Raw genomic sequence first — 21,170 nt, 5'->3', positions numbered from 1 at the left:
AGCCGTCGAGCCCGACCGTCATGGCCTGGCACCCCCGGCTATAACCACGGAGATCGGGGTTATAGATGCTTGAAACGGGGATTGGTTCGACCTGACAGATGCTGAATGCACGCTTATCGCCGAGACTTGGCGTAAGACGGGGCAAAACTAGCACAGAGACGGGGAAATATCCGCCTCTACCTACCCATTTGGTCAGCTTTATCGCTCTAAACCGTGAAAAAAAGGCATATGCCTCGTCCGAGAGCACCCAAAATGCCCTTCGACGCGTGTCTTGACCAATGGGTGCGGTACACTGGGCGACTTTTCGGGGAGGCCGACCGCTCCCCTTCAACCAGCCGAGAAGCCCATGCCGATCCGTCATTGCATCGTCCACCTGATCGACAAAAAACCCGACGGCACACCTGCAGTTCTCCACGCCCGCGACTCCGAGCTTGCCGAGTCGGCCGCCATCGAGAACATGCTTGCCGATCTCAACGAGAGCTACAACGCCAAACAAGGCAAGGCCTGGGGTTTCTTCCATGCCGAATCCGGCGCGCACCCGTTCAGCGGCTGGTTGAAGGAATATTTCGAGGGTGGCCAGGATTTCACCACGTTCAGCCGCACCGCCGTCGAACATCTGCAAAAACTGATGGAAGAGTCCAACCTCTCCACCGGCGGCCACGTGCTGTTTGCCCACTACCAGCAAGGCATGACCGACTACCTCGCCATCGCCCTGCTGCACCACAGCGAAGGCGTGGCGGTAACCGACGAGCTGGACGTCACCCCGTCGCGCCATCTGGACCTGGGCCAGTTGCACCTGGCAGCGCGTATCAACGTGTCCGAGTGGCAGAACAACAAGCAGTCCAAGCAGTACATCTCGTTTATCAAAGGCAAGAACGGCAAGAAGGTCTCGGAATACTTCCGCGACTTCATCGGCTGCCAGGAAGGCGTCGACGGCCCGGGCGAGACGCGCACCCTGCTCAAGGCCTTCAGCGACTTCGTCGAAAGCGAAGACCTGCCGGACGAATCCGCCCGCGAAAAAACCAAGACCCTGGTCGATTACGCCAGCAGCCAGGCCAAGCTCGGCGAGCCCATGGGCCTTGAAGAGCTGTCGGGCTTGATCGATGAAGATCGGCCCAAGGCGTTCTACGACCATATCCGCAACAAGGACTACGGCCTGTCGCCGGAAATCCCGGCGGATAAACGCACCCTCAACCAGTTCCGCCGCTTCACCGGGCGCGCCGAGGGCTTGTCCATCAGCTTTGAAGCACACTTGCTGGGCGACAAGATCGAGTACGACGAGGCCGCCGGCACCTTGATCATCAAGGGCCTGCCGACCCAACTGACCGACCAGCTCAAGCGCCGCAACTGATGCTCGGCGGGGTCCTCAAGAAAGTCCTGCTGGTGTTGCTGGTGGTGGTGGTTATCCAGAACTGGGGCAAGATCGAGCGGCTGTTCAACCCCTCCCAGGTGGTCCCGGAGCAGACGCGAGCCTCGGCGCGGGTGGTGCTGTATGCCACCGAGTGGTGCGGCTACTGCAAGCAGATCCGCCGCTTCCTGGACCAGAAGGGCATTCCGTACCAGGCCGTCGATATCGAGAAGGACGCCCAGGCGCGCAAGGCGTATGAGGCGCTGGGTGGTGGCGGGATTCCGTTTGTGGACGTCAACGGGACGCTGATTCGCGACTACAACCCTGACGCGATCATGGCCGCGCTGAAATAATCAGCGCACCACGATTACCCGCCCCAACAGGCTGTGCTGCTCGAACCCCAATACCGCTTGCAAGGCGTTGAGTACCGCCTGCGGGTCTTTGCTCGGGAAGCTGCCGCTGACGCGCTTGGCACCCATCTCTTCGTTGAGCAGCAGGATGCGGCCAGGGTAGTAACGCCCCAAGTCCTTGACCACCTCCGCCAGCGGCGCCTTGTAGTAGTTGAGCCAGCCATCCCGCCAGGCCAGGCGGGATTCGCTGTCGACCGCGTGCAAGGGATCGGCGCTGCCATCGGCGTAGGCCACTTGCTGGCCCGCCGTCAGAATTTGCTGCGGGCCCTGTTTCGACGCGGTCACGCCCACCCGTCCCGACAACACCGTCACCTCGGCCCCCGCCGGTTGCAGGCGCACTTCGAACTGCGTCCCCAGCACCCGCGCTTCGCCGCCGCCCGCCTCGACCACAAAGGACTCGCCGGTGTGGGTGACGCTGAAAAAACCTGCACCGCGACGCAATTGGATATGCCGCTCACCGTCGCTGAAGTCCACGGCAATGGCGCTGTCCGCATCCAGCGTGACCCGGGATTGATCGGCCAGGGTGACGGTCTTCACTTCTCCCGGTGCGCTCACGTAATCGGCGCCGAAGTCATCGATCCACCGCGAAGGCTGCCAACCGGCGCCCATGGACACCATCAACACCAGGCACGCCGCCATGGCTAATGCGCCGGACCAGCGCACCACCCGCGAGCGCGTCGGGGTGTTCATCGCATTGAGGTAACCCTGCAATGCCAGCGCGTCTTCATCCGCCAGTTGGCGTGCCGGCACTTCGCTCAACTCCCAGAGCACCTGGGCCTGGGCATAGGCTTCGACGTGCGCAGAATCTGCCCTTAGCCAGCGGCTGAACGTGGCCTGGTCGCCACTGCTGGGCTGGTCGTGCAACAGGCTCAGCCAGGCCAGTGCGGCTTGTTCCTGGTCAGGTGTGGGGGTCGGATTCACGGTGCTTTCCCTGGCGTGCGCGATGGCGATGGTTCGCGAAGGCTGGCTTTGCAGGCTTCGAGGGCACGCATCATATGTTTTTCCACGGCGCTTTGGGACAGGCCCATGGCCTTGGCGATTTGCGCGTACTTGCGCCCGTGAATGCGGTTGAGCAGGAAGATCTGCCGGGTGCGCTCCGGCAGGCTGCGCAGGGCGGCTTCGACATGCCGCAGGTCGTTGCCCGCCTCGAGCGCCGCCTGGGGTTCGGAGCCCTGGTTATCCTGCTGTTCCGGCAACCAGCCTTCACTGCTGCGCACCCGCGCGCCTTCGCTGCGCAGGTGGTCGATGGCGATATTGCCGGCGCAGCGCAACAGGTAGGTGCTGAGTTCTTCGACCTGCACCAATGGCCGACGCCAAAACCGCAGGAACAGGTCCTGCACCAGGTCGGCCGCCGTGGCGCGGCACCCGACACGGCGGCTCACCAACGCTTCCATCTGCGAACGCTGGGACAAGAACACCTGCAGGAAATGCGCGCGCCCACCCGCCGCGTCAGCCTGGGGGCTGTCCTGGGAATCGGGTGGGGTGCTGATCATCATGGCGGCGGCTCAGAACGTTGCGAAGGCGGCAACAGGGCAGGCCAGCAGGCCGACGCCTGCCAGGATCAAGGCCAGCCTTGGCCGATACGGCAACAACAGCACCAGCAACAGGGCGCTGAGCATCAACACCGCGCACCACTCCACCAGACCCTGGCCCCAATCGGCGACAGCCACAGCGGGCCAGATCGAGACGGTCAGCAGCAGCCAACCGATGACGCGCAAAGCAATACGCCGCCGAGGTGATGGCCTGCTGTGCAGCAGTTCGCCGTGGTGACGGTCGGTGGACAGGCACAAGGCGGTAAACCCGGCATAACACATCAGCAGCGCGAGGAGCATTCAGTTCGCCTCCTGCTTGAGCTGCAGCGGCCGCGCCCGTTCGGTCTTGGGCTGCGGGGCCTTGCGGTGCTGCATCTTCCAGGCTGCCCAGGCGAGGAACACACCGCTGGCCAGGCAGGTCAGGTCGAAGCCCGCCATGGCCCAGTCGCCCGTCGCCAGTGAAGCGCCCAAGTGCTGCGACGTGGTCAGGGCATTAAGCAACGGGATTGCGGCAAACAGCAGTGCTGCGAAGCTCAATTGCTCAACCCAACCCTGGCGGCCCCGGCGCAGGATCGCGTGCAACAGGCTCAGGCCCCAGGCGATAAAGAAGGCCTGCACTTCCCAATCGGAGCGCTCGGCAAAGCCCACCGGCAATAAACGGTTGGCCCAGAAGAAGGCTGCAATGGCGATCAACAGCCCGGACATGCTGGCGATGTTCAGCACTTCCACCAGCCGCAGTTCAAACGGCATCACGCCGCTTTTTGCATGTTTGAGTTGCCGCTTGCCGAGCCAGATCACCAGTCCCGTGCCGATCATCGCCGTGCCCGCCAGGCCGCAGATAAAGTACAACCAGCGCAGCACCGGACCGGCGAAATGGCCCATGTGCAGGCCATAGAAGCTGCCGCCGATCGCCGCCGGCAGCGATTGTTCAGCACTGACCCGCAACAACTCACCCGTGTTGCCGTTGAACGACACGGTACTGCCGAAGTCATGCACCACGCGGTCGGAGCTGGCACGGAACAGGTTCACCGAAGCGTTTACATCACTCGGGTTGTTCACCGCCAGCCGCCCGACATGCCCACCCGCCCACTGCGCCCTCGCCTGCTCGTACATCGGCAGCAATGACAGCAATTGGCCTGGCTGGCCCAGCGCCGGCGCGTTGTTGGTGGCGGGGAACACGTCATTGAAGAAGGCCCGGGTGTCGTTGCCATAGGAGGCCACGATCGGCGCCGGCATCACCATGCTCATGAAAATCACCAGGCTGCTGTAGGTGATCATCAGGTGAAACGGCAGCACCAGCACACCCACCGCGTTATGCCCGTCGAGCCAGGAACGCTGGCCTTTGCGGGGGCGGAAGGTGAAGAAGTCCTTGAAGATTTTCTTGTGGGTGATGATGCCCGTGATCAACGCCACGAACATCACCATCGCTGCAATGGTCGACAGCCAGCGGCCCCACGGGTAAGGCATTTGCAGCTGGAAGTGGAAGCGGTAGAAGAAATCCCCGCCCATGCTTTCCCGGGCCTCTACGGCCTGCCCGCTCACGGGGTCGAGGGTTTTCTGAATGAAATTGCCGCGTTTGCCGGGGTCGACTTTGTCTTGCCACATCACTGACAGGCCAGGGTCGCGGCTATCCGGCAAGGTGATGAACCAGCGTGCGGCCGTGGGTGCGACCTTCTGCAGGTAGTCCTGGGCGACACTCAGGCTGCGCGCATCATCCAGGGGATGGGCCTGCACTTCGGGCTGCATCCAGTGACTGATCTCATCCTTGAAATAGGCCAGGGTGCCCGTCAGGAAAATCGCAAACAGCAGCCAGCCAAAGATCAGCCCGGCCCAGGTATGCAACCAGGCCATGGCCTGACGAAAGCCCTCTTTCATGTGCGTGCCATCCACAAGCCCAGGCCTGCCAAGGTGGCGAACGCCGCGCTCGGCAGCATCACGCCGCACCACGCGCGCCATGCCGTACGGCAGGCGAAGCACCACAGCACTGCCAACAGGTAGAACACGAACGAACTCATCATCCCGGTGATCACCGCATCGGCGCGGGAGACAGGCATCCACAGTGCCAGGCAGATACTGGCCAGGGACGCCATCAGGTAACCGCCAACCACAGCGGCGAGCACCCGCGATGTGACAGCGAGACGATAGGAAGCAGGCAGTGAGGTTTTGCTTTTCATGCGGGAGGCGCCAGGTTCATCAGCGCGCAATATTAATGATAAATATTCTCATAAGCAAAACAGAACGGATGAAACACCTGCCTTCACGCATTGCCGAACGGTTGGCGGCGCCCTACAATGCGAACAATTCTTGTTCTCTAAAGCATGCCTAGATTTTGCCGGCATGCACAAAAGGGAGATCGCGTTGCAGCCGTCCAACACTGTCGAAGTGCTCTACAACGACCATCACCACTGGCTCACCGGCTGGTTGCGACGCAAGCTCGGCTGCCCGGAAAGTGCTGCAGACCTGGCACAGGACACCTTCATCCGGGTCCTGACCGCACGGGAGGCGCCGACGCTGGTCGAGCCCCGCGCGTTCCTCACCACGGTCGCCAAGCGTGTGTTGTTCAACTTCTACCGCCGCCAGGACCTGGAACGCGCCTACCTCGACGCCTTGGCGCAGATGCCTGAGCAGGTAGCGCCATCAGAAGAAGAGCGCGCGATCATCCTGCAAACCCTGCTGGAGCTGGACCAGTTGCTCGATGGCTTGCCCACCCAGGTCAAACGCACGTTCCTGCTGGCCCAGCTCGACGGCCTGACGTATGCGCAGATCGGCGCCGAACTGGGCATCTCCATCGCCACCGTCAAACGCCACCTGAATAAAGCCGCCATGCGCTGCTATTTCGCCCTATGAATGTCTCGACCCAGGTTGCCGAACAGGCCGTGCACTGGCTGATGGAAATGCAGCAAGGCGCGCTCAACCCACGCCAGCAGGCGGCCTGGCAACAATGGCTGAATGCCCATAGCGAACATCAGCGCGCCTGGGACCATATCCAGCGCGTCAACCAGCGCCTGCGCGGCATGCCCTCGCCCCTGGTCCATGCGGCGTTGAACGCACCTAAGTCCAGCAGCCGGCGCCAGGCGCTGAAGTTGTTGCTGATCCTCAGCGCCGGTTCAGCCGCCGCCTGGAGCCTGCGCCAGCAGCATATCCTGCCGCCGTTGAGCGCCGACTACCGCAGCCCCGTCGGCCAACGGCGCAAGGTGCAACTGGCCGACGGCAGCCAGTTACAGCTCAATACCAGCAGCGCCGTGGATGTGCACTTCGACGGCCGGCAACGGCTGATCCGCCTGCTCGAAGGCGAGATCCTGCTCACCGGCAATGCCGGCAGCACGCCGCTGCAGGTGTTGACCGGCCAGGGCCTGCTCAGCAGCCAGGCGGCGCGCCTGAATGTGCGCCAGTTCAACGACCACACCCAACTGGCGGTCTTGGACGGCCGCGTCGAGGTGATGCCCAACACCTACAGCGGCCTGCCCCTGACGGTCGAAGCGGCGCGCCAGGTCAATTTCACCCGTAAAGGCTGGGACACTCCGCGCCCTACCGACGCCAACAGCGGCGCCTGGGCCGACGGCATGCTGGTGGCCGCGCATATGCGCCTGGAGGACTTTCTCGCCGAACTGGGTCGCTACCGCCGTGGCCAGCTCAATTGCGATGCGCAAGTCGCCAACCTGCTGCTGTCCGGCAGCTACCCGCTGGACGACAGCGAACGCATCCTCGACCTGCTGGAGGTCAGCCTGCCGGTCAAGGTGCGGCGTTTTACCCGCTATTGGGTGAGCGTCCAGGCACGTGCATAAATTATTTTCAGCCACCGTGAGCCGTTTTCCGCACCTCGCGTGACAGAGAAGGAAAGCCACCTTGATCCTTCCTTCTCAGGACCGCCCTCCATGCCCCAGCAACCCACCCTTCTCGCCCGCACCTTGCGCCAACTGCTGCTGGGCGCCAGCCTCAGCCTGACCGTACTGCCTTGCGTGATGGCGGCCGATACCAAGCCGTATCACATCGCCCCAAGCTCGCTGGAAGCAGCCCTGAACCAGTTTGGCCGTGAAGCCGGCGTGTTGATTTCCTTCGGTTCCGAAGTCACGGCGGGCATGCAAAGCCGTGGTTTGTCCGGCAGCTACAGCGCCGCCGAAGGCCTGCAGAAGCTGCTGGAAGGTACCGGCCTGCAAGCCCGTGCCGAAGGCGACAACGCCTACAGCCTGCAACCGGCAACGGCGCCGGCGGCTGTCGAGTTGGCGACCTCCAGCGTGGTCGGCGACTGGCTCGGCGATGCGGCGCAAACCAATGTCTTCGAACACCCCGGCGCCCGTGACGTGATCCGCCGCGAAGAGTTCGAACGCCAGGGCGCCACCCAGGCCAAGGACGTGCTCAACCGCATCCCCGGCGTCAACGCTCCGGACAATAACGGCACCGGCAGCCACGATATGGCGCTGAACTTCGGCATTCGCGGTCTCAACCCGCGCCTGGCCTCGCGCTCAACGGTGCTGATGGACGGCATCCCTGTGCCCTTCGCGCCGTACGGCCAGCCGCAGCTGTCCTTCGCGCCGATCAGCATGGGCAACATGGACGCCGTGGACGTGGTGCGTGGCGGCGGCGCGGTGCGCTACGGCCCGCAGAACGTCGGCGGCGTGGTCAACTTCGTGACCCGCGCGATCCCGGATGCACCCACCGTCAAAGGTGGCTTGCAGACCGAGACCAGCCCGTCTTCCAGCCATGACGGCTTCAAGACCACCGGCAACCTGCTGGCCGGCGGCACTGCCGAGAATGGCCTGGGCGGCGCGATTTTGTATTCCGGCACCCGTGGCGGCGACTGGCGCGAAAACAGCAACACGCGCATCGACGACCTGATCCTCAAAGGCAAATACCAGCTCGACGACGCCAACAGCTTCAACGCCATGGCGCAGTACTATGAAGGCCAGGCCGATATGCCTGGGGGCTTGAACGTCGCGGACTACAAGGCCGATCCATATCAGTCCACCCGTCCCTACGACAAATTCTGGGGCCGCCGTACGATGTTCAACGTCGGCTATCGCTACGAGCAGGACCGCCGCGAATTCACCGTCAACAGCTTCTTCACCAAGACCCTGCGCAGCGGCTACCTGGACCAGGGCACCTTCCTGTCGCTGTCCCCGCGTGAGTATTGGGTGCGCGGCTTGGAAACCCGTTTCGCCCAAGGCTTTGACCTCGGCCCGACCAGCCATGAAGTGGGCGTCGGCTACCGCTACATCAACGAAGCCGGCCACGAGTTGCGCTACCGCACGCCGATTTCCGCCAACAACCAGCAAATCCCCAGCACCGACAGCCGCAACGACCGCGACACCCGCGGCGGCACCGAAGCCAATGCGTTCTTCGTCGATGACCGGATTGATATCGGCAAGTGGACCATCACCCCGGGCATCCGCTACGAGATGATCGAGTCCCAGCAGAGCAACAACCTGACCAACGTCAAACACAAAGGCGACTACAACACCGCGCTGCCGGCGTTGAACGTGCTCTATCACCTGACTGACGACTGGAACCTGTACGCCAACACCGAAGGTTCATTCGGCAGCGTGCAGTACAGCCAGATGCCCAACCGTGTGACCAGCGGTGAAGTGAAACCGGAAAAAGCCCGCACCTGGGAACTGGGTACCCGCTATGACGACGGCACCTTGCGCGCAGAGATCGGCGCGTTCCTGATCAACTTCGACAACCAGTATGAAAGCAACCAGACCAACGATTCGGTGATCGCCCGCGGCGAAACGCGCCACCAGGGTATTGAAACCAGCGTCAACTACGCCCTCGATGGCTTGAGCCCGGCGTTGGCCGGTTTCGATGTGTACGCTACCTACGCCTACGTCGACGCCACCATCCGCGAAGACGGCCCGAACAAAGGCAACCGCGTGCCCTTCTCGTCCAAGCACAAGGGCACCCTTGGCGTGGGTTACACCGAAGGGCGCTGGAAACTCAATGTGGACAGCAGCTATCAGAGCAGCCAGTTCGCCGACAACGCCAACACTCAGGCAGAAAGTGCTGACGGCGCCAACGGTCGAATCCCCGGCTACATGCTGTTCAGCAGCCGCGCAGCCTATGACTTCGGCCCGCAACTTTCGGATCTGAATGTGGCGGTCGGCGTGAAGAACATCTTCAACACGCAGTACTTCACCCGCTCGTTCGACGACAACAACAAGGGCAAATACGTGGGTGAGCCGCGTACGCTGTACGTGCAGACCTCTATCGCGTTCTAACTGCCCGCCAGGCAACTGGGGGTGGCGGCGACCAGAGCGTCGATTGCACAACGCGTCTTGGCCGGCATATGCACGGCTGTCGGCCAGATCACATGGATCGGCGCAGGTTGCTCGCGATAGCCGGGCAACACCGCGACCAACTGCCCCCGCAGCACATAGTGCGCAATCAACCAACTCGGCAACCAGGCCAGGCCGACGCCCGCGATGGCGGCATCGGCCACCGCCTGGAGGTCGTCCATCATCAACGGCGAGGCCACGGGATTGCGCTGCGAGGTCGTGCTGCGATAGGCAATGCCGCGATGGCCGGCAAGGTCTTCGATGCATTCAATCGGCCCGACGCGCTGCAAGTACGCCGGTGACGCCGCCAGCCCAACGGCCTGTTCGCCCAGGCGACGTGCACTGAGGCGGTCGGTGTCGGGCAGCGGGCCGATCCGCACAGCGACGTCGAAGCCTTCCTGTGCCAGGTCCACCAGCCGATCGGCGAAGCTGATCTCGATCTCCAGTTCCGGATAGCGCGCCATCAACCCCCACAATGCCGGGGCCGCGTAGTGATGCCCGAAGGCCAGTGGCAAACTCGCCCGCAAGCGGCCGCGTGGGTGTTGCCGGCCGCTTTCCAGCACCGATTCGGCCGCCTCGAGTTCCGCCAACGCGCGCAGGCAATGCTCGTAGTACGCCTGGCCGTCCTCGGTCAGACGCTGGCGGCGGGTGGAGCGCTGCAACAGGCATGTGCCCAGGCGCGCTTCCAATCGCGCCAGGCCCTTGCCGACCGCAGAGCGGGTGAGGTTCAGCCGTTCGGCTGCCCCGGTCAGGTTGCCGCTTTCGACGATGTGCAGAAACAGCTCAACGCCATCAAAACGCGGTGTCGTCATGGCTCTATTGTCGCCCTGAATTCCCCTATGAGCGGAAAACTTATCACGAATAACGAAACAGATTCCCCTGAAAATAACGCGACACTTCATCCACAGGAGAATCCCATGCCACCCGCCGCCACGTTAACTACCGCCAGCCCCCGCGTACCGCCAGGAATGGGCTGGCCCTCACGGCCGTGTGCCTTGTCGCCCTGATGTTCGGCCTGGAGATTTCCAGCGTGCCGGTGATCCTGCCGACGCTCGAGCGGGAGTTGGGCACGGGCTTCCAGGACGCCCAGTGGATCATGAACGCCTACACCCTGGCCTGCACCAGCGTGCTGATGGCAGCGGGCACATTGGCCGACCGCTTTGGCCGTCGCCGCATGCTGGTGCTGTGCCTGTGGATGTTTGGCCTGGCTTCACTGGCCTGCGGGCTGGCCGAGGATGCCTCGCTGCTGATCACGGCGCGGTTTATCCAGGGCATCGGTGCCGGGGCGATGATGATTTGCCAATTCGCCATCCTCTCGCACCTGTTCCGCGAACCGGCAGCACGGGCACGGGCGTTTGCGATATGGGGCGTGATTGCCGGCGTGGGCCTGGGCTTCGGGCCGATGATCGGCGCATTGATCCTGGCGGTGGCGGATTGGCGCTGGGTGTTCCTCGTACATGTGCCGCTCACCCTGTTCACCCTGGTGCTGCTGCGCATCAGCGTGCAGGAATCCCGCGACCCGGCCGCCCATCGCCTGGACATCGCCGGCATGCTCACCCTGACCCTGTCGGTGTTTGCCCTGGTGTACTTCATCACCCAAGGCAGCGAACACGGTTTCGGCACACCGGCCATGCTCGGTTGGGCGGCGTTGTCGGGGCTCGGCCTGCTGCTGTTCATCACGGTCGAGCTTCGCAGTGCGCACCCGATGTTCGACTTCTCGGTGTTCCGCATCCAGCGGTTCAACGGCGCGTTGATGGGTTCGATCGGCATGAACTTCAGCTTCTGGCCGTTCATGATCTACCTGCCGTTGTACTTTCAGGCAGGCCTGGGTTACGACACCTTGACCACCGGCGCCGCTCTGCTCGCCTATACCCTGCCGACCTTGCTGGTACCGCCACTGGCCGAGCGCCTGGCCCTGCGCTATGGCGCCGAACGCATCATCCCCCTCGGCCTGGGCCTGATGGGCGCGGGCTTTCTGGCCATGGCCGCCGTCAACGGCGCCGAGCACCCACGTATCGGGCTGGTGCTGCTCAGTTGCGTGATCGCCGGCGCAGGCCTGGCGCTGACCAACTCGCCCACCACCAATACCACCACCGGCTCGGTATCGGCCGACCGCGCGGGCATGGCCTCCGGCATCGACCTCAGTGCGCGGCTGATCACCCTGGCGCTCAACATTGCCCTGATGGGGTTGGTGCTGTTGCTGGGGATCAGCCATCACCTGGCCGAGATGCTGCCCGCCACCACGGCAATGGATTGGCCGGTTATCAGTCAAAACATTGCCGCAGGAAAACTCGAATCGATGGGGCTGACAGTCAACGACACCCAGGCGGCACTGCGCCACGGGGCCGGTTGGGCGATGCTGTTTGCCGGGTTGGGTGCTGGCGGGCTGGCGATGCTGAGCCGGTATTTTTTCCGACGCGGCGCCTGAACGAAAACGGGCCTGCAGATGCAGGCCCGTTTGCAGGGGGTGAAAAGAACGTCAGCCGTTGATGACCGCGTTTTCGTTTTCCAGGAATTCCTGTTCCAGCGCGTCTTCGTTCACTTTGTTGATGGGCTGGTTTTTCGCGGCAGCGCGGGGCTTGCCTTGCAGTCGACCAAACAGATGTTCCAATGCGTGATCCAGCTTGGTGGCCGCGCTGTCAATCGCTTGTTCTAGGGTATCGCCCTTGGCGGACACCGACAGCGGTTGATGGCCTTTTGGCCGCGCTTCCAGTCGGCAACTTAAATCGTGGGGACCGGGCTTATCGCCGTTCTCATCCCGCAGGTAGACCTCCACTCGGGTCAGGTCTTCTTCATAACGTTCGAGCGTGCTCTCAATGGTAGTACGTACCCACTCCTCCAGTCGGATGCTGCTTTCAATATGGTTATCGCTATTGACTTGGATTTGCATAGTTCTTCCCTTATTTCAGCTAGCTCGCGAGAGGTCACAAACTGCAACACCGGGGTGGTGAAACCATGACCTCTTGATTACACAATTGAGCAGCTAGAGAAACATTTCAACCCCTTTGCAAAGATAAATCCCACATTACAAATTAACCCTGACGACGAGCAGAAACGCTGTTAGGGTGGGGAGTTAGTTACATCTTCTTACGCCCCGCAATCCTCACAATTGCCCCTCCCCCAGCGGGTGCAAGGCGCGAAAAATCCCTGCTTCCTCCACTAGCCAGTCATGCACCGCGCGTACGCCCGGATGGCTCAGGGCGCCCGGCGCATATAGCAACACATAACGTTTATAGTTGGGCACCGCGAGGCCGAACGGCACAATCAAGGTACCGCGTTCCAGCTCATCGTTGAGCAAGGTGCGTCGCGCAATCGCCACGCCCATGCCGGCGATGGCGGCTTCGATGGTCAGGTGGTTGCGGTTGAAGGTGTGGCCACGGCGTACATCGGCGACGTGATAGCCGATGGCATTCAGATAGAACTCCCACTCCGCATACTCATAACTCCCACGCCAGGCGGTAATGTCATGCAGCAGCGGGAAATGCACGAGATCGGCCGGCCCGTGCAAGGGCGGTCGACCCCGCAACAGGCTGGGGGCGCAGACCGGGAAAATCTGCTCATCCAGCAGGGCTGTGGATAACAGGCCGGGGTAGCTGCCGTCGTTGAGGTCAATGGCCAGGTCAAAGTCGCCCTCGTGCAGGGCGATGCTGCTGTCCTCGGCAACCATACGCAGTTGGATATCCGGGAAGCGCTGCTGCAAGCGCGGTAAGCGTGGGGTCAGCCATTTGCCGAGAAATGATGGAATCGAGCGCAGGCGAAGCGTGCCGCTGATCATCCCCGCATCCAGCCGCTGCAACTCGGCGTCGATGCTGCCGTAGGCCTCCCCCACCGTTGCCGCCAGGCGCTGGCCCTCGGCACTCAGCTCCACCCCCCGTGCCCGTCGATGAAACAGCCGAAACCCCAGGCGCTCCTCCAACTGGCGGATTTGCTGGCTCACCGCCCCCGGCGTGATGTGCAGTTCTTCGGCGCAGCGGGTGAACGACAGATGCCGGGCAGCGCAGGAAAACACGTGCAACCAGACATAAGTCTGGCCATGGAGAGGGCGAGCCATAGAGTTTAGTCCTGCTAAAGGGTGTCTTAGGATAATTCGTTGGTCAGTGCCGATCTAGAGGCTCAGTATCGCGCCAATTGCGCTCGTCCTACAAAACATGGCAGCGATTCCTACTCCATTTCTTGTAAGGCTTTAGCATGGCTATCAGTGTTTTCGATCTATTCAAGGTGGGCATCGGCCCTTCCAGCTCCCATACCGTCGGCCCCATGCGCGCGGCGGCGACCTTCGCCCGGGCCCTGAGCGACCAGCACCTGCTGAGTGAAACGCGCCGGGTCGAAGTGCGCCTGTATGGCTCGCTGTCCGCCACTGGTGTCGGCCACGCCACCGACCGCGCCTGCGTCATGGGCCTGATGGGCGAATGGCCGGATCAGGTCGATCCCACTTCGATCAACACGCGTATCCAACAGCTGCGCGAGTCCGGACGGTTGTTGCTGGCCGGTCAACAGGAAATTGCTTTCAACTGGCAAAGAGACCTCCTGCTGCTGGACGAAAGTCTGCCCTACCACCCCAACGCCATGTCCCTGCACGCCTACGGCGACAACGGCCTGCTCAGCGAGCAGACCTATTATTCGGTGGGTGGCGGTTTCATCATCGAAGCCGCTGAAGCGGCTTCGGGCCTCGCGCCGGCCAACGATGTGCAATTGCCCTACGACTTCTCCAGCGCCGTCGAGCTGCTGGCCCTGTGCAACAAACACGGCCTGCGGGTTTCCGAATTGATGATGGCCAACGAACGCGCCTGGCGCAGCGATGAACAGATCCGCAGCGGCCTGCTGCATATCTGGTCGGTGATGCGCGAATGCGTGGAACAAGGCCTGCGCCACGAAGGCATCCTGCCCGGTGGCCTGGACGTGCCACGGCGTGCAGCGAAATTGCACCGCAGCCTGTTGGAAATCGGCAAACCCAATGTGATCACCTCGACCTTGTCGGCCATGGAATGGGTCAACCTGTTCGCCCTCGCCGTCAACGAAGAAAATGCCGCGGGCGGGCGCATGGTCACGGCGCCGACCAATGGCGCAGCGGGAATCATCCCGGCGGTGCTGCACTACTACATGAAGTTCAATGCCGACGCGTCTGACGACGATGTGATCAATTTCTTCCTGGCCGCCGCAGCCGTCGGCATTCTGTGTAAGAAAAACGCCTCGATCTCCGGTGCCGAAGTCGGTTGCCAGGGCGAAGTCGGCTCAGCCTGCGCCATGGCCGCCGCCGGCCTGGCCGACATCCTCGGTGCCACCCCCGAGCAACTGGAAAACGCCGCCGAAATCGGCCTGGAACACAACCTCGGCCTGACCTGCGACCCGGTCGGCGGCCTGGTGCAGGTGCCGTGCATCGAGCGCAATGCCATCGCCGCGGTCAAGGCCATCAACGCCACGCAAATGGCCCTGCGCGGTGACGGCAAGCACTTCATTTCCCTCGACCGGGTGATCCGCACCATGCGCGATACCGGCGCCGACATGCACGACAAATACAAAGAAACTTCACGGGGCGGCCTGGCGGTCAGCTGGGTGGAGTGCTGATTGCGCTGTCAGCGATCGTTTTTTCCGTGTTGCCCTGAAACGGATCACCGATCTCAATAACAACATAGAACCCATGTGGGAGGGGGCTTGCTCCCGATAGCGGTGCATCAGTCAATGAATACTTGGCTGATGCACCGCTATCGGGAGCAAGCCCACACACACATAAGGAGCTCATTGTTTGACAGATCGCTGTACGGCACGCCCTTTGCTGTACAGCTCATGAGGTAAACGGAATTTGTACAACCTCAGCGACGGAGTGGCCGGTGGTCAGGCAACGCGAACTAATCACGACACCGGTCGTCAATGACTGCATGTTCTTATCAGGCGGTAACGCACCATGGACAATCCTTTTCAGATCATCACCGACACCTTCACCCCAAAATACCGCGTCAACCTGAGCATCCAACGGCTCGACGGCAGCATCATGCTCACCCTCTCGGACGAGACGGGCGTAGTGGCCAAACGCATGATCAGTGCCGAACAACGCAACGACCCGCAACGGCTCAAACGCCTGGTGCAAAGCATTCAATTCGGCATCGCCATCGAGCAGGGCCACAGCGCCATGGAGATCCTGGCGGTGATGACGGACGGCGACAGCCACAAACTGCTGCAGCGGCCACCGACCCGCCCCCTGCCCTTCAGCGTCGGGCTTTAAAGCTCGCCCTTCTCGGTTTCCAGGCTCGCCTCGCCCTTGCGACGCGGGCCTTCGACCTTCACCGACGGGAACGCCGACGACGCGTAGCGCACCACCAGAATCGCAAACGCCAACAGCAGAATCCCACCGCACAGGTAGATGATGCCGATGTCGGGCGGGTTGTGGTGGGACACGTTGGAGATCAACAGACGCGTCAGCGCGGTGATCGCCACGTAGATCAGGAAACGCACCGGCATGTGGTTGGTCTTGAAATAAATCCCGACCATCGCGCCCAATTCCAGGTAGATGAACAGCAGCAGGATGTCATCGATCTTGATGTGCCCGTTCTCCAGCATCCCCAGGAATTCCATCACCGCTGCCCAGGCGGTCACCGCACCGATGGCGAACAACGCCAGGTAATGGAACGACTCGACAAACAGGTTCCCCAGGGACTCGGCCAGCCCATGGACTTGATGGCGCAGCTTTTCGGCCCAATTAAATTTCACGATGGTGCTTCCTTAGGTCGGTTCGACCGGATAATGCGGGTTGGACGTGACGGTTGTTCTGCATGCAGAAAAAAGGCCAGAGGCGGGAAGTGAGATGGTGGCCGCTTGATATGAGGCACTTATTCGGGGGGGAGGGGTTAAAAGCTTGGCCTTGATCAGTGCGTTCATTTCGCTCATGACTTGTTCATGAGCGACTCCAGGGCGAGGGTCATCCAAAGCTTCTTGCACTTTGGTCCGAAACCAAAGGTCGTAGGACGCTTCGGAATCAATGCCTTGCGCAATTTCAGGAAATTCACTTTTCAAAGGTATGAACGCCTATATCTGTGGCGAGCGAGCTTGCTCGCGTTGGGGTGCGAAGCTCCCCCCAACCTGTCACCGAGATTTATCTGGAAGAACACCTTCGCCTGACTCGGGGCTGCTGCGCAGCCCAACGCGAGCAAGCTCGCTCGCCACAACAGGCTCGCTAGGCAAAGGTATTGGTGAGTCCTCAGGCAGGTGCGACTTGCTCCAGTGCCCGGTCGACCAGCAGACCGCTCATTTCCACCAACTGGTGAATCGCCAAAACCAGGCTTCGCTGTGGCCCATCAAGATCAAATGCCAGCGTACTGGCCATTTCACGGACGCTGTTTAACGTTTCGCTGGCATGGGCCAGTAGAGTTTCTTTGTCTGCGTTGGGCGTTACGTTGAAAAGCGTGACAGGCGGCTCAGGACTCAAATAATCGGTATCACGGGGAGGATTTTTTCCCATGGTGCAACTCCGCTAGTTAACTGGATAGGTTCCCTTAAATTCAAGCCGCCAAGCTCGGCCCTGCACAATCAGGACCCGGAAAAGGTAAGCCGGCGTAGGATTACCCGGCAACCTCAGCGTGTTGTCAGAAATTTCCGTTGTAGTAACCCCCTATTTCCCGGCTACATTAAAAAACTGCTACCCAAACCCCACGGTTTGGCTTACCCTTTTAGCTGTATATAAATACAGTAGTCGCAAAAGACAACTATCGTGAAGGCATGTGAGGTGGTGAATGGCCGTCGAAGTGGTATACCGCAGCAGCCGAGATCTGGAGCGTTTGTTCATGGATAAAGCCGAAGCTGACCGTCATGACAAGATGCTTGAACTCGCTGAGTTGCTCGCAGAAGTGTTGCAAAAAGCCGTGCCGTCACTGAGCGAGCAGCAGGTGGAGGAAGCCGGGATCTACATGGCGAAGAATCGCGATGTATTTGCCAAGGCGTTCAAGAGCCAACCGGATGCGTTGTCCGAGTTGCTGAACGCACCGGCGGAATAAAGCCCGAATTGAACAGGCCCTGAGTCCATGATTCAGGGCCTTTTTAATGCCTGGCTTATTTGTAGAGCAGACGCTCGGCCAGTTCGTCCGCGACCCGTGCAGGGGAGCGTTTTTCGGCCTGGGCGTGGGCGAATATTTCCGTCAGGCGCGTGCCGATATTGGATAGGTGCGCGGTGATGGTCGGCAGCTCGGCGCCGCTGTGCTTGAGGGCGACGTAGATCAGGCCGCCGGAGTTGATCACGTAGTCCGGGGCGTAGAGGATGCCGCGGCCTTCGAGTTGGTCGGCCACTTGCAGGTTGGTCAGTTGTGCACTGGCGGAACCGGCGACGGCGGCGCAGCGGAGCTGGCCGACGCTCTGGCGGTTGAACACGGCGCCCAGGCCGCAGGGTGCGAGGATGTCGCACGGGGTGCTGAGCAAGGCGTCGTTGGCGATGGGATGCGCGCCGAGCTGTTCCATGGCCAGCTGCACCTTGCCGTGGTCGATGTCGCTGACCAGCAGCTCGGCGCCGGCGGCGTGCAGTTGTTCGGCCAGGGCGAAGCCCACGTTGCCCAGGCCCTGGATGGCCACGCGCAAGCCTTCGAGGTTGTCGCTGCCCAGGCGGGCCATGGCGGTGGTGCGGATACCGGCGAACACGCCCATGGCGGCATGGGGCGAAGGGTCGCCGGCGGCGGTGGTGCTGGTAACGAAGCGAGTGTGCTGGGCGATGCAGTCCATGTCGGCGACCGAGGTGCCGCTGTCGGTGGCGGTGATGTAGCGACCGTCGAGTTGCTCGATGCAACGACCGAAGGCTTCAAACAGCGCCGCACGGTTTTCCACATGGGCGGGGCGCAGGATCACCGCCGTACCGCCACCCACCGGCAACCCGGCCAGGGCGGCCTTGTAGCTCATGCCTTGGGCCAGGCGCGCGGCGTCCGCCACGGCGCTTTCATCGTCGGGGTAGGCAAGGTAGCGACAACCACCCAAGGCTGGGCCCAGGCGGCTGTTGTGGATGGCTATGACCGCCTTCAACCCCGTCACCGGGTCGATGCTCAGGTGCAGCGATTCAAGGCGGGTGCTATGCATGAGAGCAAACATCGTCGAGCTCCCGAATCACTTCTTGTGTCGCCAAGTATAGGCTTGCGGCAGAAAACTGCCGAAGTGCGCTGGAATAAGCCGTCCGGTTTTGTAGGTCTTGTGACATAAGCGGATAGGATATTTCTTAAGCCACTGGACGAAAATTCCCAGCAAGGCTAAAACGGGGGCATTCGCCGGAGAATGCAATGAATCCCCGTCACGCTTTTTTCGCCTGCCTGGAACGTTCGCCCCCCGCGCTGTTTGAAGCCGCGCTGTGGATCGCCGCCGAGCATGACCCGGCGGTGCAACCGGCGTTGATCATGCAGGACCTGAAACTGCTCGAGCAACAGGTCAGCCTGGGCATGCCCCTGCTGCCGGCGGATGAACTGGGCCAACCCTTGCTGCGACGCATGAATGACCTCGGCTTCGCCCAGGATGACTTCACCCCGCTGCGCCCCGCCGCCGCCCTGCTGGACAAGGTGTTGCAACGCAAACGCGGGCAGCCCCTGGCCGTGGGGTTGATTGCCATGGAGCTGGCGCGACGCCTGGGCATTCCCATGGTCGGCGTCAACTTTCCCGGCCACTTCCTGCTGCGGGTGCCCGGTGCCGATCACCTGCTGGACCCCTGCGGCGGACGACGCCTGTACCCCAACGATTGCCGCGAGCTGCTGCAACGCCAGTATGGCCCCAACCTCAAGTTACACGCCGACCATCTGCACACCGCCGAACCCCGTTCGATCCTGCAACGGCTGTCCCGCAACCTGCGCCAGTTGCACCTGGCCAATGACAACCCCCTGGCCGCGCTGATCGACGCCGAGCGCGTGCTGGAACTGGGCAATGCCAGCGCTGCCGATTACCTCGCACGGGCCAGCCTGTATCAACGCCTGGACTGCCCCAACGCCGAGCGCTTCGACCTTGAACACGCGCTGATGCTCAGCGAAGACCCAATCCAACGCCTGCGCCTGACTGAACGCCTGGGGCACCTGCCGCCCAACTCCGTGGTGCATTGAACCCACTGCTCTCAAGCGCCTATTTCCCTGTGGTGAGCGGCCTTCTGTGGTGAGCGGGCTTGCCCCGCGCTGGAGTGCGAAGCGCTCCCACGATTTTTGGGGCCGCTACGCAGCCCAGCGCGGGGCAAGCCCGCTCACCACAGTGATCCTGCTCGATGTAGATGCAACATCTTCAGTGATTGGCCGGTACCTTGAGGATATCGCCGTGCAAAGAGCTCTTCGGCGCGTCAGGCGCGGGCGAGCGCACTTGAATGATCAACAACGCCGCGATCACCGCCGGAATCGCGCAGAAGAAGAAAATCTGCTGCACCGGAATATGCATCGCCAGCAGCATGCTGCCCAGCAACGGGCCCAGGATCGAGCCGAAGCGCCCTACACCCAATGCCCAACCCGTACCGGTGGCGCGTACATGCGCCGGATAAAAATTGCTGGCGAAAGCATTAAGGGTCAGTTGCCCGCCGATGATGCAAAACCCGGCGGCAAACACACAGGCCACCAGATAGCGCGGATTGTCGTGGTTCAGCCCCAGCAGCACGGTACACACCGCCGCTGCCGCCAGCACGCCGGACAACAGCCGCACCTTGCGCTTCAATCGGTCGGCAAACCAGGCCATGCCGATGGCACCCAAGGTGCCGGCGAACAGGAACATCGAGGTCACCAGGTTGGCTTCACTCAACGCCAGGCCACTTTCCAGCAGCAGCGACGGCAACCAGCTGATCATGAAATACAGCAGGATCAGGCTGACAAAGAAGGTCGCCCAGATCAGCACGGTCGGGCGTGCATAGCCATGGCGAAACAGCTCCACCACCGTCAACGGGCTGCCCTGCTCGTGGCGGTTTTCTTCCTCGCCCGCCAGCGGCGCACGCCACCCAGGCAACATGCGCGCGGTGACCTTATGCAAGCGTGCATACGGCGGCGCATCGCGCAGCAGGCGCGGCAGGGATTCCGGCAGCAGCCACACCAGGAAAGGGAACAGCAGCAACGGCGTCACGCCGCCGGCAAGAAACACCGCCTGCCAGCCAAAGCCGTCGATAAATCCTGCGGCCACAAACCCACCGGCTGCGCCGCCGAACGAGAAGCCGCACGCCGCCAACGTCACCATCAAGGTGCGCAAACGTGGCGGGGAATAGTCCGACATCAACGCCATGGCACTGGGCATCGCGCCGCCCATGCCGATACCGCAAATAAAGCGCGCCGCCATCAGCGTTGTCAGCGAGCTGGCGAAGATCATCAACACCGTGAGGCTGGCATAGATCAGCACGCAGCCCAGCAGGATGCGGCGTACGCCAAAGCGGTCGGCCAGGGGTGTCACCAGCAACGAGCCCAAGGTCAGCCCCAGCAGGTTGGCACTGAACACCGGTCCGAACGCGGCCTTTTCCAGCCCCCAATCCGACGCCAGCGCCGGCACCACATAACCCAGCACCTGGGCATCGTAGCCATCGGTTACCAGCAACAAGGCCAGCAACAGGAGAATCAACCACTGGTAGCGCGACACCGGACGGGCATCGAGTGCCGCGCGAAAGCTGGCAATCTGATTGTGCATCGCAAGGTACCTGTTT

Annotated in this window: 22 protein-coding genes and 1 pseudogene; 10 read left to right on the top strand and 13 right to left on the bottom strand. The window is 62.0% G+C overall.

The window, feature by feature from the left end; translation table 11 throughout:
- Nucleotides 1-346 precede the first annotated feature (346 nt).
- On the top strand, nt 347-1,351 hold the full coding sequence (gene yejK, locus BLW22_RS02575; RefSeq protein WP_012722392.1) for a nucleoid-associated protein YejK: 1,005 nt from the start codon (nt 347-349) through the stop codon (nt 1,349-1,351).
- The gene (locus tag BLW22_RS02570; protein WP_065924185.1) at nt 1,351-1,701 is read left to right on the top strand and encodes a glutaredoxin family protein; all 351 of its coding nucleotides are present in this window, start codon (nt 1,351-1,353) and stop codon (nt 1,699-1,701) included. Before yejK ends, BLW22_RS02570 begins: the two co-directional genes overlap by 1 nt.
- Here the strand turns inward: BLW22_RS02570 and BLW22_RS02565 are convergent, their stop codons facing one another.
- From BLW22_RS02565 to BLW22_RS02545, 5 genes are read right to left on the bottom strand one after another with little or no spacing between them, the layout of a single operon-like run.
- Nucleotides 1,702-2,679: a FecR family protein gene (locus BLW22_RS02565; protein WP_065924186.1), complete on the bottom strand. Its 978-nt coding sequence runs from the start codon at nt 2,677-2,679 to the stop codon at nt 1,702-1,704.
- The gene (locus BLW22_RS02560; protein ID WP_027604674.1) at nt 2,676-3,254 is read right to left on the bottom strand and encodes an RNA polymerase sigma factor; all 579 of its coding nucleotides are present in this window, start codon (nt 3,252-3,254) and stop codon (nt 2,676-2,678) included. The genes BLW22_RS02565 and BLW22_RS02560 overlap by 4 nt, the downstream gene beginning before the upstream one ends.
- Before the next feature lie 9 nt (nt 3,255-3,263).
- Nucleotides 3,264-3,590, bottom strand: coding sequence for a DUF3325 domain-containing protein (locus tag BLW22_RS02555; protein ID WP_065924188.1), 327 nt, complete (start codon nt 3,588-3,590; stop codon nt 3,264-3,266).
- Nucleotides 3,591-5,165: a PepSY-associated TM helix domain-containing protein gene (locus BLW22_RS02550; RefSeq protein ID WP_065924189.1), complete on the bottom strand. Its 1,575-nt coding sequence runs from the start codon at nt 5,163-5,165 to the stop codon at nt 3,591-3,593.
- Nucleotides 5,162-5,464 (bottom strand): DUF3649 domain-containing protein, encoded by a 303-nt coding sequence (locus BLW22_RS02545; protein ID WP_065924190.1) that lies wholly within the window; start codon nt 5,462-5,464, stop codon nt 5,162-5,164. The genes BLW22_RS02550 and BLW22_RS02545 overlap by 4 nt, the downstream gene beginning before the upstream one ends.
- 184 nt (nt 5,465-5,648) lie before the next feature.
- Here BLW22_RS02545 and BLW22_RS02540 point away from each other — a divergent pair, with 184 nt between their 5' ends.
- The 3 genes from BLW22_RS02540 (at nt 5,649) to fecA (ending at nt 9,505) form a co-directional block, all read left to right on the top strand.
- On the top strand, nt 5,649-6,137 hold the full coding sequence (locus tag BLW22_RS02540; protein ID WP_065924325.1) for a sigma-70 family RNA polymerase sigma factor: 489 nt from the start codon (nt 5,649-5,651) through the stop codon (nt 6,135-6,137).
- Nucleotides 6,134-7,075 carry a FecR domain-containing protein gene (locus BLW22_RS02535; RefSeq protein WP_074843996.1) on the top strand — a complete coding sequence of 314 codons (942 nt, stop codon included), beginning with the start codon at nt 6,134-6,136 and terminating at the stop codon, nt 7,073-7,075. The genes BLW22_RS02540 and BLW22_RS02535 overlap by 4 nt, the downstream gene beginning before the upstream one ends.
- Nucleotides 7,076-7,165: 90 nt before the next feature.
- Nucleotides 7,166-9,505, top strand: coding sequence for a TonB-dependent Fe(3+) dicitrate receptor FecA (fecA, locus tag BLW22_RS02530; protein ID WP_074843994.1), 2,340 nt, complete (start codon nt 7,166-7,168; stop codon nt 9,503-9,505).
- Here the strand turns inward: fecA and BLW22_RS02525 are convergent.
- A complete protein-coding gene (locus tag BLW22_RS02525; protein ID WP_065924193.1) occupies nt 9,502-10,374 on the bottom strand; it encodes a LysR family transcriptional regulator in 873 nt (290 codons plus the stop codon). The genes fecA and BLW22_RS02525 overlap by 4 nt on opposite strands.
- 105 nt (nt 10,375-10,479) lie before the next feature.
- On the opposite strand from BLW22_RS02525, the pseudogene BLW22_RS02520 reads away from it, so the two are divergent.
- Nucleotides 10,480-11,990, top strand: a pseudogene (locus tag BLW22_RS02520) (MFS transporter).
- Nucleotides 11,991-12,041: 51 nt separating this feature from the next.
- On the opposite strand, the gene BLW22_RS02515 reads toward BLW22_RS02520, so the two are convergent.
- Both BLW22_RS02515 and BLW22_RS02510 read right to left on the bottom strand, forming a co-directional pair.
- Nucleotides 12,042-12,452, bottom strand: coding sequence for an HPF/RaiA family ribosome-associated protein (locus BLW22_RS02515; RefSeq protein ID WP_027604683.1), 411 nt, complete (start codon nt 12,450-12,452; stop codon nt 12,042-12,044).
- A 213-nt stretch (nt 12,453-12,665) separates the two neighbouring features.
- Nucleotides 12,666-13,613, bottom strand: coding sequence for a LysR substrate-binding domain-containing protein (locus BLW22_RS02510; protein ID WP_065924195.1), 948 nt, complete (start codon nt 13,611-13,613; stop codon nt 12,666-12,668).
- Nucleotides 13,614-13,750: 137 nt separating this feature from the next.
- Here BLW22_RS02510 and BLW22_RS02505 point away from each other — a divergent pair, with 137 nt between their 5' ends.
- Nucleotides 13,751-15,127 carry an L-serine ammonia-lyase gene (locus tag BLW22_RS02505; protein WP_065948907.1) on the top strand — a complete coding sequence of 459 codons (1,377 nt, stop codon included), beginning with the start codon at nt 13,751-13,753 and terminating at the stop codon, nt 15,125-15,127.
- A 337-nt stretch (nt 15,128-15,464) separates the two neighbouring features.
- Entirely contained in the window at nt 15,465-15,782 is a 318-nt protein-coding gene (locus BLW22_RS02500) for a DUF3509 domain-containing protein (protein WP_065924197.1), read from the top strand.
- Here the strand turns inward: BLW22_RS02500 and BLW22_RS02495 are convergent.
- From BLW22_RS02495 to BLW22_RS02485, 3 genes are all read right to left on the bottom strand, one after another.
- Nucleotides 15,779-16,267 carry a phosphate-starvation-inducible protein PsiE gene (locus tag BLW22_RS02495; RefSeq protein ID WP_053131246.1) on the bottom strand — a complete coding sequence of 163 codons (489 nt, stop codon included), beginning with the start codon at nt 16,265-16,267 and terminating at the stop codon, nt 15,779-15,781. The genes BLW22_RS02500 and BLW22_RS02495 overlap by 4 nt on opposite strands.
- Before the next feature lie 12 nt (nt 16,268-16,279).
- Nucleotides 16,280-16,570 carry a type II toxin-antitoxin system RelB family antitoxin gene (gene relB / locus BLW22_RS35775; RefSeq protein WP_083381312.1) on the bottom strand — a complete coding sequence of 97 codons (291 nt, stop codon included), beginning with the start codon at nt 16,568-16,570 and terminating at the stop codon, nt 16,280-16,282.
- A gap of 184 nt (nt 16,571-16,754) precedes the next feature.
- On the bottom strand, nt 16,755-17,015 hold the full coding sequence (locus tag BLW22_RS02485) for a DUF6124 family protein (RefSeq protein ID WP_074843990.1): 261 nt from the start codon (nt 17,013-17,015) through the stop codon (nt 16,755-16,757).
- 271 nt (nt 17,016-17,286) lie between these two features.
- On the opposite strand from BLW22_RS02485, the gene BLW22_RS02480 reads away from it, so the two are divergent.
- Nucleotides 17,287-17,547, top strand: coding sequence for a YebG family protein (locus BLW22_RS02480; RefSeq protein WP_012722374.1), 261 nt, complete (start codon nt 17,287-17,289; stop codon nt 17,545-17,547).
- Nucleotides 17,548-17,602: 55 nt separating this feature from the next.
- Here the strand turns inward: BLW22_RS02480 and BLW22_RS02475 are convergent, their stop codons facing one another.
- A complete protein-coding gene (locus BLW22_RS02475) occupies nt 17,603-18,622 on the bottom strand; it encodes a Leu/Phe/Val dehydrogenase (protein WP_027604689.1) in 1,020 nt (339 codons plus the stop codon).
- 185 nt (nt 18,623-18,807) lie between these two features.
- On the opposite strand from BLW22_RS02475, the gene BLW22_RS02470 reads away from it, so the two are divergent.
- Nucleotides 18,808-19,611 (top strand): SirB1 family protein, encoded by an 804-nt coding sequence (locus BLW22_RS02470; RefSeq protein WP_074843988.1) that lies wholly within the window; start codon nt 18,808-18,810, stop codon nt 19,609-19,611.
- Between the two features lie 172 nt (nt 19,612-19,783).
- Here BLW22_RS02470 and BLW22_RS02465 read toward each other — a convergent pair whose 3' ends face one another.
- Nucleotides 19,784-21,154 carry an MFS transporter gene (locus tag BLW22_RS02465; protein WP_065948970.1) on the bottom strand — a complete coding sequence of 457 codons (1,371 nt, stop codon included), beginning with the start codon at nt 21,152-21,154 and terminating at the stop codon, nt 19,784-19,786.
- Nucleotides 21,155-21,170: the final 16 nt, after the last annotated feature.

Origin of the sequence: Pseudomonas marginalis, from assembly GCF_900105325.1 — a bacterium.
Lineage (GTDB): Bacteria > Pseudomonadota > Gammaproteobacteria > Pseudomonadales > Pseudomonadaceae > Aquipseudomonas > Aquipseudomonas marginalis.
The sequence above is the reverse complement of the archived record's forward strand: the minus strand, read 5'-3'. Positions and strand labels throughout refer to the sequence as shown.